Annotated in this window: 11 protein-coding genes; 10 read left to right on the forward strand and 1 reads right to left on the reverse strand. The window is 70.8% G+C overall.

Going from position 1 to position 12,813, the window contains the following annotated elements; translation table 11 throughout:
• Window positions 1-82: 82 nt before the first annotated feature.
• From AC5P1C_RS01335 to rbsD, 7 genes are all read left to right on the forward strand, one after another.
• Window positions 83-889 (forward strand): alpha/beta fold hydrolase, encoded by an 807-nt coding sequence (locus AC5P1C_RS01335; RefSeq protein ID WP_493863755.1) that lies wholly within the window; start codon window positions 83-85, stop codon window positions 887-889.
• Entirely contained in the window at window positions 886-2,205 is a 1,320-nt protein-coding gene (locus AC5P1C_RS01340) for a cytochrome P450 (RefSeq protein ID WP_493863756.1), read from the forward strand. The genes AC5P1C_RS01335 and AC5P1C_RS01340 overlap by 4 nt, the downstream gene beginning before the upstream one ends.
• A 191-nt stretch (window positions 2,206-2,396) precedes the next feature.
• Complete coding sequence (locus tag AC5P1C_RS01345; RefSeq protein ID WP_493863757.1) at window positions 2,397-3,413, forward strand: LacI family DNA-binding transcriptional regulator; 1,017 nt, start codon at window positions 2,397-2,399, stop codon at window positions 3,411-3,413.
• A complete protein-coding gene (locus AC5P1C_RS01350; RefSeq protein ID WP_493863758.1) occupies window positions 3,410-4,963 on the forward strand; it encodes a sugar ABC transporter ATP-binding protein in 1,554 nt (517 codons plus the stop codon). The genes AC5P1C_RS01345 and AC5P1C_RS01350 overlap by 4 nt, the downstream gene beginning before the upstream one ends.
• Window positions 4,953-6,899, forward strand: coding sequence for an ABC transporter permease/substrate-binding protein (locus AC5P1C_RS01355; protein ID WP_493863759.1), 1,947 nt, complete (start codon window positions 4,953-4,955; stop codon window positions 6,897-6,899). Before AC5P1C_RS01350 ends, AC5P1C_RS01355 begins: the two co-directional genes overlap by 11 nt.
• A gap of 98 nt (window positions 6,900-6,997) precedes the next feature.
• Window positions 6,998-7,990, forward strand: a complete 993-nt coding sequence (locus AC5P1C_RS01360; protein WP_493863760.1) for a ribokinase — start codon at window positions 6,998-7,000, stop codon at window positions 7,988-7,990.
• On the forward strand, window positions 7,987-8,376 hold the full coding sequence (gene rbsD / locus AC5P1C_RS01365) for a D-ribose pyranase (RefSeq protein WP_493863761.1): 390 nt from the start codon (window positions 7,987-7,989) through the stop codon (window positions 8,374-8,376). The genes AC5P1C_RS01360 and rbsD overlap by 4 nt, the downstream gene beginning before the upstream one ends.
• Window positions 8,377-8,465: 89 nt before the next feature.
• On the opposite strand, the gene AC5P1C_RS01370 is transcribed toward rbsD, so the two are convergent.
• A complete protein-coding gene (locus AC5P1C_RS01370; RefSeq protein WP_493864021.1) occupies window positions 8,466-9,404 on the reverse strand; it encodes a GHMP family kinase ATP-binding protein in 939 nt (312 codons plus the stop codon).
• 197 nt (window positions 9,405-9,601) lie between these two features.
• Here AC5P1C_RS01370 and AC5P1C_RS01375 point away from each other — a divergent pair, with 197 nt between their 5' ends.
• The 3 genes from AC5P1C_RS01375 to AC5P1C_RS01385 all read left to right on the forward strand — a co-directional run bounded on the left by AC5P1C_RS01375 (window position 9,602) and on the right by AC5P1C_RS01385 (window position 12,746).
• Entirely contained in the window at window positions 9,602-10,591 is a 990-nt protein-coding gene (locus AC5P1C_RS01375; protein WP_493863762.1) for a pyridoxal-phosphate dependent enzyme, read from the forward strand.
• Between the two features lie 68 nt (window positions 10,592-10,659).
• Window positions 10,660-11,487: a Rossmann-like domain-containing protein gene (locus AC5P1C_RS01380; RefSeq protein WP_493863763.1), complete on the forward strand. Its 828-nt coding sequence runs from the start codon at window positions 10,660-10,662 to the stop codon at window positions 11,485-11,487.
• Window positions 11,484-12,746, forward strand: a complete 1,263-nt coding sequence (locus AC5P1C_RS01385) for an MFS transporter (protein WP_493863764.1) — start codon at window positions 11,484-11,486, stop codon at window positions 12,744-12,746. Before AC5P1C_RS01380 ends, AC5P1C_RS01385 begins: the two co-directional genes overlap by 4 nt.
• Window positions 12,747-12,813: the final 67 nt, after the last annotated feature.

Here is a 12,813-nt window from a genome sequence, read left to right on the forward strand (position 1 = left end):
CCCTTGCGGTACCGACGGGTTGGGGCCACCGTGGTCCCGGGCCGCCACGAACGGCCCTTTCCTCACGGTGATCGGAGTCGACGTGGCACCCTCCCCCTCCTCCTCTTCCTTCCGGCTCCCCCACGCGCTCCTGGGCGACGGCCCCCACAAGGTGATCGCCGTGCACGGCTGGTTCGCCGACCGCTCGGCGTACGCGCCGGTGGCGGTGGACCTGGACCTCGACGCGTTCCAGTACGCGGTGGTCGACCTGCGCGGTTACGGGGAGGCGAAGAACGCCGTCGGCACGTACACGACCTCCGAGGGGGCCGCCGATGTGGTCGAGCTCGCGGACCGCCTCGGCTGGGACCGTTTCTCGCTGATCGGCCACTCCATGGGCGGCTCCGTGGCCCAGCGGGTCGTGACGATCGCACCGCACCGGGTCCGCAGACTGGTCGGCGTCTCCCCCGTGCCCGCCTCCGGCCTCGACCTCCCGCCGGACCAGTGGGAGCTGTTCGCCGAGGCCGACCGGCTGGCGGGCAACCGCCGGGCGATCATCGACATCACCACCGGCGGCACACGGCCCGCGGCCTGGCTCGACCGGATGGTGGAGCGCTCGCTCGACGTCAGCGACGCGAAGGCGTTCCGTGCCTGGCTCGACTCGTGGGCGCGCGAGGACTTCCACGACCGGGTCGAGGGCTCGACCGTGCCGGCGCTCGCGGTGGTCGGGGCGCTGGATCCGGCGCTCGGAGCGGATCTGATGCGCAGCACCTGGCTGCGCTGGTTCGCGCGCGCCGAACTGACCGAACTCCCCGAGGCGGGCCACTACGCGATGGACGAGACGCCGCTCGCCCTCATCCGCACCATGGAGGACTTCCTGCGGAAGGACGTCGAGCGCGGCAGCGGCTCATGAGCGCACAGGTGTCTCCTGGTGCGGGCAGCGAAGTCGCTTCTCTGTCCGGCGGTAATGAACTCACCGCTGTGCCGGATGTGTTCGACCCCAGGCAGTACGCCGACGGGGTGCCGCACGACCGCTACCGCGTACTCCGCGACCGGCACCCCGTGGCCTGGCAGGGGGAGCCGCAGGTGCTCGACTGGCCTGCGGGACCCGGCTTCTGGGCGGTGACCCGGCACGCGGACGTCGTCCGTGTGCTCAGGGACTCCGCCGCCTTCTCCTCCCACCTGGGCGCCACCCAGATCCGGGATCCCGACCCGGACGACCTGCCGTTCATCCGCCGCATGATGCTCAATCAGGATCCGCCCGAGCACGGCGCGTTGCGGCGTCTGGTGAGCCGCGCCTTCACGCCCCGGCGCGTGGAGCGCTTCGAGTCCCTGGCCCGCGACCGGGCCCGCGCCCTGCTCGCCTCCGCGGCAGGCCTGGCACGCGACGGGGACGGCACCTGCGATCTCGTCGCCGACGTCACCGACGATTACGCGCTGCTCAATCTCTCCGATCTGCTCGGCGTGCCCGAGAGCGACCGAGGCCTGCTCCTGCACTGGACACAACGCGTGATCGGCTACCAAGACCCGGACGAGGCCGGTCAGATTAAGCTCGGCCCGGACGGAAAGCCGCTCAACCCGCGCTCGCCCGCGATGCTGCGCGACATGTTCGGCTACGCGCAGGATCTCGCGGCGCACAAGCGCCGCGTGCCCGCCGACGACATCATGACCACCCTCGCGACCGACCCCGAACTGACCGCGCCGGAACTGGAGATGTTCTTCTTCCTGCTCACCGTCGCGGGCAACGACACCGTACGCAGCGCGGCGCCCGGTGGTCTCCTCGCGCTCGTCGAGCACCCGGACGAGTACCGCCGCCTGCGCGAGGGCGATGTCCCGCTCGCCACGGCGGTGGACGAGCTGCTGCGCGTGCACCCTCCCGTGCTGACCTTCCGACGGACGGTCACCCGTGACACGGAGCTGGCCGGCCGGTCCGTCCGCGCCGGGGACAAGGTGGTCGTCTTCCACGCGTCGGCCAATCACGACGAACGTGTCTTCGCGGACCCGCACCGCGTCGACCTGTCCCGCTCGCCCAATCCCCACGTCTCGTTCGGCGAGGGCCCGCACGTCTGCCTGGGCGCACATTTCGCGCGCCTGCAGCTCCGCGTCCTGTACGGGGAGTTCCGCGCCCTGAGGACCGCGCCGCTCGAAGCGGCGGGCCCGCCACGCCGGCTGGTCTCCAACTTCATCAACGGGTTGAAGTCGGTGCCGGTCCAGGTGCCCCCGATCTAGGTGTCGCCGGTCCAGGTGCCACCGGTCCAGGTGCCGCCGGCCCCAGTTCTCCCGGCGCCTCAGACCACTTCGCTCACCTGAGCACTCCACATCACAATCTGGTCTCGCTGCCCCGTCAGGGTCTTGTCAGCCGCCCGTGTAATCGATTCCAATCCTCCGTGTAATCGATTCCACAAGGAGGTGGACCGGCGATGGCGAGCATCAAGGACGTCGCGGCCGAGGCAGGCGTATCCGTCGCCACGGTCTCGCGCGTCCTGAACAGTCACCCCTCGGTCAGCCCGGCGGCCCGCACCCGCGTGCTCGCCGCGGTGGAGAGCCTCGGCTACCGCCCGAACGCCGTCGCCCGGTCCCTTCGCACCGCCCAGACCCGCACCCTCGGCCTGGTCATCAGCGACGTACTGAACCCGTACTTCACGGCACTGGCCCGCTCCGTCGAGGAGGCGGCCCGCGCGCTCGGCTACAGCGTGATCATCGGCAACGCCGACGAGCGGCCGGAGCTCCAGGACCACCACGTGCGCACGCTCCTGGACCGGCGCATCGACGGGCTCCTGGTCTCCCCCACCGACGGCGGCTCCCCGCTGATGCTGGACACCGCGCGCTCCAGCACCCCGATGGTGTTCGTGGACCGCTGGATCCCGGGCGTGGACGTGCCCGTCGTCCGCGCGGACGGCCGCGCGGCCGTCCGCGACCTGGTCGCCCACCTGCACGGCATCGGCCACCGCAGGCTCGCGATCATCGCGGGGCCCGCGGCCACCACCACCGGAAGCGAGCGTGTCGAGGCCTTCCGCGAGGCACTCGGCGCGTACGGGCTCGTGCTGCCCGCCGACTACATCGGACAGGGCGACTTCCAGGCCGACAGCGGGCGCCGGGCCACCGAGCGGTTCCTCGCGCTGCCCGAGCCGCCGCACGCCATATTCGCCGCCGACAACCTGATGGCGCTCGGCGCGCTGGACGCGATCCGGGCGCACGGCCTGCGCGTCCCGCACGACATCGCGCTCGCGGCGTTCGACGACATCCCGTGGTTCGTGCACACCGATCCGCCGATCACCGCCATCGCCCAGCCGACCGGCGATCTGGGCCGGGCCGCCGTGCAGGCCTTGGTCGACCGGATCGAGGGCAGGCGCCCCCGGTCCGTCACCCTGCCCGCACGTCTCGTCGTACGCCGCTCCTGCGGCGAGTCCCCCACCGACCAGAGGAGCAACACGTGAGCAACCAGGATGAGTTGCTGCGGATCGAAGGCATACGCAAGACCTTCCCCGGCGTCGTCGCGCTCGACTCCGTGGACTTCGACCTGCGCCGCGGTGAGGTGCACGTCCTGCTCGGCGAGAACGGCGCGGGCAAGAGCACGCTGATCAAGATGCTCTCCGGCGCCTACCGCCCCGACAGCGGCCGCATCCTCGTGGACGGCGAAGAAGCCCGCATCCACGGCGCGCAGGACGCCGAACGGCTCGGCATCGCCACGATCTACCAGGAGTTCAACCTCGTACCCGACCTCACCGTCGCCGAGAACATCTTCCTTGGCCGGCAGCCGCGCCGCTTCGGGATGATCGACCGGAAGGCGATGGAGGAGGCCGCGGAGAAGCTCCTGAAGCGGGTCGGCGTCCAGGTTTCACCCCGGGCCAAGGTGCGTGAACTCGGCATCGCCCGGCTCCAGATGGTGGAGATCGCCAAGGCGCTCAGCCTGGAGGCACGCGTCCTGATCATGGACGAGCCGACGGCCGTCCTGACGAGCGAGGAGGTCGACAAACTCTTCGCGATCGTGCGGCAGTTGCGCACGGACGGCGTCGGCGTCGTCTTCATCACCCACCACCTGGAGGAGATCGCCGCGCTCGGCGACCGCGTCACCGTCCTGCGCGACGGCCGCAGCGTCGACCAGGTGCCCGCGTCGACCGCCGAGGACGAGCTGGTACGCCTGATGGTGGGCCGCAGCATCGAGCAGCAGTACCCGCGCGAACGCCCGGACACCGGGGGCGCGTTGCTCACCGTCGAAGGCCTCACGCGCGACGGTGTGTTCCACGACGTCAGCTTCGAGGTGCGGGCCGGTGAGGTCGTCGGCCTCGCGGGGCTCGTCGGCGCGGGGCGTACGGAGGTGGCGCGTGCCGTCTTCGGCGCCGATCCGTACGACGCGGGTTCCGTCGACGTACGCGGCGAGCGGCTGCCCCGGCACGACGTGATCGCCGCGATGGGCGCGGGCATCGGCCTCGTACCGGAGGACCGCAAGGGCCAGGGACTCCTGCTCGACGCCTCCGTGCAGGAGAACCTCGGTCTGGTGACGCTGCGTTCGGCGACCCGCTCCGGGCTCGTGGACCTCAAGGGCCAGCGGGTCGCGGCGGCAAGGATCGCCGAGCAGCTCGGCGTGCGGATGGCCGGGCTCGGCCAGCACGTGCGCACGCTGTCCGGCGGCAACCAGCAGAAGGTCGTCATCGGCAAGTGGCTGCTCGCGGACACGAAGGTGCTGATCCTCGACGAGCCGACGCGCGGCATCGACGTGGGCGCGAAGGTCGAGATCTACCAGCTCATCAACGAACTGACGGCCTCCGGGCACGCCGTCCTGATGATCTCCAGCGATCTGCCGGAGGTCCTTGGCATGAGCGACCGCGTGCTCGTGATGGCGCAGGGCCGCATCGCGGGCGAACTCACCGCGGACGACGCGACGCAGGACGCGGTGATGGCGCTGGCCGTCAGTACCGCGGCAGCCGACTCATCAGCAACGACACCGAACGACGCAACCGAAGGGAAGGCCTCCCGTGGCCACTGAAACGCTGAAGAGCAACGCGGGTGGCGCCACCGGTCTGCGCCGCGTGCTCCTCGACAACGGCGCGCTGAGCGCCCTGGTCGTCCTGTTGGTGGCGATGTCGCTGCTGTCCGGCGACTTCCTCACCACCCAGAACCTGCTCAATGTGGGCGTGCAGGCCGCCGTCACGGCGATCCTCGCGTTCGGCGTCACCTTCGTCATCGTCTCGGCGGGCATCGACCTCTCGGTCGGCTCGGTGGCCGCGCTCTCGGCCACCGTCCTTGCCTGGACGGCGACTTCGCAGGGTCTTCCGGTCTGGCTGGCGATCATCTTCGCCGTCGGCACCGGCATAGCGTGCGGATTCGTCAACGGCCTGCTCGTCTCGTACGGCAAACTCCCGCCATTCATCGCGACGTTGGCGATGCTGTCGGTGGCCCGCGGCCTGTCCCTCGTCATCTCGCAGGGCAGCCCGATCCCGTTCCCCGACTCGGTCTCCAACCTCGGTGACACGATCGGCGGCTGGTTGCCGGTCCCGGTCATCGTGATGATCGTGATGGGGCTCGTCACGGCCGTCATCCTGGCCCGTACGTACATCGGCCGTTCCATGTACGCGATCGGCGGCAACGAAGAGGCGGCCCGCCTCTCCGGCCTGCGCGTCAAGCGGCAGAAGCTCGTCATCTACGGCCTCTCCGGCCTCTTCGCCGCCGTCGCGGGCATCGTCCTCGCGTCCCGTCTGGTCTCCGCGCAGCCGCAGGCCGCGCAGGGCTACGAGCTGGACGCGATCGCCGCGGTCGTCATCGGCGGGGCGAGCCTTGCGGGCGGTGTCGGCAAGGCGTCCGGCACGCTCATCGGCGCGCTGATCCTCGCGGTCCTGCGCAACGGCCTCAACCTCCTTTCCGTGTCCGCCTTCTGGCAACAGGTCGTGATCGGCGTCGTCATCGCGCTCGCCGTGCTCCTCGACACGCTGCGCCGCAAGGCGGGGGCTACTCCCGGTGCGTCCACGGGCGCCGCGGCAGGCGGCGGCAAGAAGGGGCCGCAGGCACTGAAGCTGGGCATCGCAGCCGTGCTCGTGGCGGCCGTCGTCGGCGCCGTCTCCTTCTTCAACAACGGTTCATCCGGCACGACCACGAAGGTCGGCATGTCGCTCTCCACCCTCAACAACCCCTTCTTCGTCCAGATGAAGGAGGGCGCGCAGGCGGAGGCCAAGAAGGCCGGGATCGACCTGACGGTCACGGACGCGCAGAACGACGCGTCCCAGCAGACCAACCAGCTGCAGAACTTCACCGGTGAAGGCGTGAAGTCGATCATCGTCAACCCCGTCGACTCGGACGCGGTGGGCCCGGCGGTGCGCGGCGCCAACAAGCAGGACATCCCGGTGATCGCCGCCGACCGCGGCGTGAACAAGGCGAAGGCGGCGACGCTCGTCGCGTCCGACAACGTCGCGGGCGGCAAGCTGGCCGCGAAGACCCTCGGGGAGAAGCTGGGCGGCAAGGGCAAGATCGTCACGCTGCAGGGCGTCGCGGGCACGTCGGCGAGCCGCGAGCGCGGAAAGGGCTTCGCCGAGGGCATCAAGGAGTTCCCCGGCATCGAGGTCGTCGCCTCCCAGCCCGCGGACTTCGACCGCACCAAGGGCCTGGACGTCATGACGAACCTGATCCAGTCCAACCCCGGCATCGACGGCGTCTTCGCCGAGAACGACGAGATGGCCCTCGGCGCCGTCAAGGCGCTCGGCAGCAAGGCGGGCAAGTCGGTCTCGGTGGTCGGCTTCGACGGAACTCCCGACGGGCTGAAGGCGGTTGAGGCAGGCACGCTGTACGCGTCCGTGGCGCAACAGCCGAAGGAGCTGGGCAGGATCGCCGTAGAGAACGCGGTGAAGGCGGCGCGCGGCAAGGACGTCGAGACGATGGTGAAGGTCCCGGTGAAGGTGGTCACGGAGAAGAACGTGGCCGACTTCTCCTGACCCCGCCCCTACCGTCACCGCAACCACGCACGACCAGGTCCGGATCCGGACCCCAGCACGGATCTGGACCTGGACCCGATCAGGAGCAGGAATCAACGATGCACGAGCATGACGACGCCACATACGACCTCCTGGTCGTCGGGTCGGCCAACGCCGACCTGGTGATCGGCGTCGAGCGCCGCCCCGCCCCCGGCGAGACGGTCCTCGGCTCCGACCTCGCCACGCACCCCGGTGGCAAGGGCGCCAACCAGTCGGTCGCGGCGGCCCGCCTGGGCGCCCGCACCGCCCTGCTCGCGCGGGTGGGCGACGACGCGCACGGCAGGCTCCTGCTCGACTCGCAGCGCGCGGCGGGTGCGGACACGGTCGGCGTCCTGGTCGGCGGGGCGCCCACGGGCGTCGCGCTGATCACCGTCGACCCGTCGGGCGACAACAGCATCGTGGTCTCGCCGGGCGCCAACGCCCGGCTGACCCCCGAGGACATCCGCGCGGCGGGCAGCCTGCTCGCCGCGTCCCGGGTGGTCTCGACCCAGCTGGAGATCCCCATCGAGACGGTCACGGAGGTCGTACGCACGCTGCCGTCCGCGACGCGGTTCGTCCTCAACCCGTCGCCTCCGGCACCGCTGCCGCCCGAAGTCCTCGCGGCGTGCGACCCGTTGGTGGTGAACGAGCACGAGGCGCGCTACATCCTGGGCGACGACGCGGCCCCCGCGGACTCCCCCGCCGACTGGGCGAAGGCGTTGCTCGCCCTCGGCCCACGCTCGGTGGTGATCACTCTGGGCGCGGAGGGAGCGCTGACACTGACGGCGGACGGCGGGGGCTCCCCCGTCACCGTCCCCAGCCCGAAGGTGGACGCGGTGGACACGACCGGCGCAGGCGACGCGTTCACGGCGGCCCTGGCCTGGCGCCTCGGCCTGGGCGACGACCTCCCGACGGCGGCGGCGTACGCGGCGCGCGTCGGCGCGGCGTCGGTCACCCGGCAGGGCGCGCAGGAGTCGTACCCGACGGCGGGCGAGGTCCCGGCGGCCACCGAGGTCCCGGCGGCGGGCGAGGTCCCGGCGTCCGCGGCCCAGGAAGAGACTCCGCGCGCATGAAGAAGACCGGCATCCTCAACCGCCATCTCTCCGGCGCCCTGGCCGAGTTGGGCCACGGCGACACGGTCCTGGTCTGCGACGCGGGCATGCCCATACCGCCGGGCCCCCGCGTCGTCGACCTGGCCTTCCGCGCGGGCGTCCCGTCCTTCGCCGAGGTCCTGGACGGGCTGCTCGCCGAGCTGGTGACGGAGGGCGGAACGGCGGCGACGGAGGTCCAGGAGGCGAACCCGGCGACGGCGGGGCTCCTGTCCGCCCGCGTCACGCCCCTGACGCTCATCCCGCACGAGGAGCTCAAGCGCCGCACGGCGACGGCCCGCCTGGTGGTTCGCACGGGTGAGGCCACGCCGTACGCGAACGTGCTGCTGCGGTGCGGGGTGTTCTTCTAGGCGCCGCCCCGAAGGGGCGCGGGGAACTGCGCGACGAGTCACAGCCCAGCGGCAGACGAACGACGGACTCCGCGCGCAGCACTCCCCTGCTAACCCGCCCCGTTCGTGAAACTCAGCGTCCGGTAAACCGTCACCCCGCCCGCCAGCTCCTCGCACGCCCGCGCCGCCGCGCTCACGCGCTGCGTGTACGAGGGGTCGCGGGTGTCCAGGAGTATCCCGAGCGTCGTACCGCTGTGCGCCACGGCGACCCCCAGGCCACCGACCTCGCGGCAGATCTCCCGCATCGGCTCCAACGACCACTTGTGGCGCAGCACTTGGTTCATCTGCGCGCTGCGGGTCGCCACCCTGCCGACCTCCGCCAGGTCTCGGCGCCGGATGGCGCACGAGAGCCGGTCGAGGAGGCGGGCGTACTCATACCGGTCGGCCAGGGTGAACGGCTTGGGGATGCGGTTGAAGTCGACCGTGTCGACCGAACCGCCCTCGTCGAACCCCACCACGGCCATGACCGGGAGCGACCCGAGGACGCCGCGCAGCCGCACCGTGCGGTGATGGAAGGCGACGATCGCCGGGTAGAGCACCCCGTCCGTCGGTTCGATGTCCGCGAGCAGCCGCTCGATCCGGGACGGCGTCATCTCGACGCGCAGCGCCTGCCCGACCGCCCGCGCGGTCGCGACCAGGTCGGCGGATGAGCTCGCCAGGCCCTTTCCCTCGGGGATGACGCTGTTCACGTGGAGGGTGCCCCCGGCCGGGACCCCGGTCTGCCGCTCGGCCAACCCGGCGATCGTACGCGCCAGTTGCAGCGCCTTGGTCTTCCCGGCGGGACTGACCACCACATCACCGAGGCCGGGCTCCTGCCGGAACGTGGCCATCGTCCACCGCGCGACGGGCAACGTCACGAGGAAGTCCCCGTCCTCCTCCGGCAGCACACCCTGCAGCAGCTCGCCGAAGGTCCCGAAGGCGGTGCCCACGCCGACACCGCCCGGCCCCGCACCCGCCGACCGAGGTCGCGGCCCTGCCTCCTGGGACAGCTTCACAAGTCTCCTCTCCACATCCCGACGCCTGGAGGCACCTGCAGGCGCCTCCAGGCGGTCTCCCGACACCTCTCGACACCTCTCGACGTCTCCAGGCCCCACAGGCTGCCACAGCTCTAACCGTCTTGACAATCATTTTCATCTAGTGTGATGCTCTCGGCTCGGCGACCGCGACACAGGGGGCGAGGCCATACATGCACGAGCACATAGCCGAAGCGGTGAAGAGACCCGATCTCATATCCCTGGAGCCGGACTTGATCTGCCTCCGGTTCGAGACGATGAAGATCTATTCGGCCCTGGGAGCGGTCCGTCACCTTCTTGATTCAGGTGCCGTGAAACCCGGCGACACCCTCATCGACAGCTCCAGCGGCATCTACGCACAGGCACTCGCACTCGCCTGTCACCGCTATGGAATGAAGTGCCACATCGTGGGTTCCACGACCGTGGACCGCACCCTGCGCATTCAATTGGACATTCTCGGCGCCACGCTGGAACAGGTGCGGCCGTCCAAGAATCTCCGGCTCGACCAGGAGCTGAGAGTGCGGCGGATCGCCGAGATACTCGAGGCGAATCCGTCGTACCACTGGATGCGGCAGTACCACGACAGCATTCACTACTACGGCTACCGCGACGTGGCCGAGACGATCGACGCCGAGGTCCCGCAAGGGCCGCTCGCCCTGGTCGGCGGGGTCGGATCGGGTGCCTCGACCGGTGCCATCGCCGGATACCTGCGGGAAGCGGGCCGCGATGTGTCGCTCGTCGGCGTGCAGCCCTTCGGCAGCGTCACCTTCGGCTCGGAGCGCGTGGCCGACCCGGACATGATCATCGCCGGGATCGGCAGCGCCATCGCATTCGAGAACGTCCGGCATGACGCGTACGACCGCGTGCACTGGGTGAATTTCGACTGCGCGGTTTCCGGCGCGGTCTCGCTCCTCAGAACCAGCGGCATCTTCGCCGGCCTTTCCACCGGGGCGGCCTATCTGACCACTCTCTGGGAACAGCGCCGCGACGATTCCCGTACGTACGTCTTCATCGCGGCGGACACCGGTCACCGCTATGTCGAGAACGCCTACGCGCATCACGCGCAGGCGCCGGACATCGACACCTTGAAGCCGCATGAAATCTCTTCGCTCGACGAGCTGCGGCATCCCTGGTCGACCACTTCCTGGCCCGACCTTCCATGAGGCCCCCGACCTTCGATGAGGCCCGACCTTCCATGACAGCGTCCACCACCACACCGAAAGAACTCCCCATGTCACACCCCGAGCCGCGCACGCCCCACAACGTCGCGGAGCTCATCGACGCCGTCCTGGCGGGCGACTACGGACCCGACCCCAAGGGCCTCTCCGTCACCAGCGCGTTCTGGCTGTACAACACCACCCGCCTCGCGGGCAGCCAAGTCACCTACCACAACCACTACTTGCTGCTCCGGGTCGGCACGGCCTTCGGCGCCTGCTCCTTCGAGGCCGGTGAACTCGCCCCGGACTTCTGCGAGAACGCCTCGGGCCACACCCTCGACAAGCTGCTGCGCGCCGAGTCCACGCCCGTCCGTATCGCCGCGCTCGACGCCTATCTCGCGCAGGTCAGCCCGCACCGGGACGCCCCAGCGGCCGAGCGCGTCACGCTGCCCACCGGCACGCCCGAGGTCCGGGCCAAGGCCCGCGACGCCGCCATCGCCGGGCTGCTCGACATCGAGCCGGGCGCGAAGGTGGCGCTCATCGGCGTGGTCAACCCCCTCGTCGCGGCGATACGTGAGCGGGGCGGCGTCTGCCTGCCCTGCGACCTCAATCTCCGTACGACCCAGTGGGGCGACCGGATCACCGACGACATGACCGAGGTCCTGAAGGAAGCGGACGCCGTGGTCGCCACCGGCATGACGTTGAGCAACGGCACCTTCGACCTGATCCTCGCGCACTGCCGCGAGCACGACGTGCCGCTGGTGGTGTACGCGCAGAGCGGCAGCGCCGTGGCCCGCGCGTTCCTGCCGGCCGGGGTCACCGGCCTGTCCGCCGAACCCTTCGCGTTCTCGCAGTTCAGCGCCGACGAGACGCCGCTCTACCGCTACAAGGAGGTGGCATGAGCGTCGACTCCAAGGGTTCCGAGACGCGCGAGGCTCCCGAGGACTCCGCGCTGCCGGGTGATCTGCGGATGGCCCGCACGCTGTGGCCCGTCCTGGTCGCGTCCGCGGTCGGCCTGCTGCCGTTCACCGTCTTCAGCACGTATCTGGTGCCCATGGCCGAGGACGCCGACAGCAGCGTCGCCACACTGGGCGGCCTGCGCGGACTGGGCGGGCTCGCGGCCCTGCTGGTCGGCACCGCGCTCGCCCCGCTGATCGACCGGGTGCGCAAGGAGTGGGCCGCTGCGGGCGGGCTCGCCGCGCTGGGTGTGTCCGCCGCACTCGGCGCGAGCGGGGACTTCATCCTGCTCGCGGTCTTCTGCCTGCTCGTCGGCGCCAGTACGTCGGTGCTGAACCCGGCGCTCACGGCGGCGGCGGCCGACCGCTTCGGTTCGGGGAAGGCCGCCGGGCGCGCGGCGACGCTCGTCACGGCGACGCAGTCGATGACGGCGATGCTGGCGGCGCCCGTCATCGCGCTGCCCGCGCTGTTCTGGGGCTGGCAGGGTGATCTGTTCGCGGTGACCGGTCTTTCGCTGATCCTCGCCGCCATCTTCTTCGTACGCGGCAAGGACAAGCCCGTCGAGGAGAAGGACGCGTCCCAACGCCTGGGCTACATCGCCTCGTTCAAGGCGCTCGGGACGATCCCCGGTGTCGTGCCGCTGCTGCTCATCGCCCTGCTGCGCACCGCTGTGTTCATGGGCTACCTCTCCTATCTGGCGGCCTACTACGACGACCGGTTCGGACTCGACCCCGGGCTCTTCGCGTTCGTATGGACGCTCAGCGGCGCGTCGTTCTTCGTGAGCAATCTCCTCACCGGGCGGGTCACGAACTCCGCCGAGCCGCGGATCGGCACCGAGCGGATGCTGGCCTTCGGCCTGGTCGCCGCGCTCGTCTCGGTCGTCGGCTTCTACTTCACGCACTGGCTGCCGCTCGCCCTCGCGATGACGTCCCTGCACGCGGCGAGCCACGCCGTCGTGGCCGCGTGCGTGGTCAGCCTGCTCGTCCGGCGCTGCGGGACCCAGCGGGGCGCGGCCCTGAGCGTGAACGCCGCCGGGATGAGCCTCGGGGTCTTCGTGGGCGCGGGCCTGGGCGGCCTCGGTCTCGGCCTCGCCGGGTATCCGGGGATCGCCATGGCGTTCGGGGCGCTGGTGGTCGTGGCGCTGGTGGCGGCGGTGCTCGTACTGAGGGCCGGACCGGGCGAAGAGGTGGAGCCCGCGGCCTGAGCGTTCCGCCGGGAGGGCGGTGAGGGAACCGCGGGCCGGCGGGGGCCGGTCGCGCAGTTCCCCGCGC

The sequence above is a fragment of the Streptomyces sp. A18 genome (assembly GCF_059026065.1).

What these genes read in the sequence shown, in the direction of transcription:
- AC5P1C_RS01340 (WP_493863756.1), top strand. Translation starts at nt 886, where the DNA reads ATGAGCGCACAGGTGTCTCCTGGTGCGGGCAGCGAAGTCGCTTCTCTG.
- AC5P1C_RS01345 (WP_493863757.1), top strand. Translation starts at nt 2,397, where the DNA reads ATGGCGAGCATCAAGGACGTCGCGGCCGAGGCAGGCGTATCCGTCGCC.
- AC5P1C_RS01360 (WP_493863760.1), top strand. Translation starts at nt 6,998, where the DNA reads ATGCACGAGCATGACGACGCCACATACGACCTCCTGGTCGTCGGGTCG.
- rbsD (WP_493863761.1), top strand. Translation starts at nt 7,987, where the DNA reads ATGAAGAAGACCGGCATCCTCAACCGCCATCTCTCCGGCGCCCTGGCC.
- AC5P1C_RS01375 (WP_493863762.1), top strand. Translation starts at nt 9,602, where the DNA reads ATGCACGAGCACATAGCCGAAGCGGTGAAGAGACCCGATCTCATATCC.
- AC5P1C_RS01380 (WP_493863763.1), top strand. Translation starts at nt 10,660, where the DNA reads ATGTCACACCCCGAGCCGCGCACGCCCCACAACGTCGCGGAGCTCATC.
- AC5P1C_RS01385 (WP_493863764.1), top strand. Translation starts at nt 11,484, where the DNA reads ATGAGCGTCGACTCCAAGGGTTCCGAGACGCGCGAGGCTCCCGAGGAC.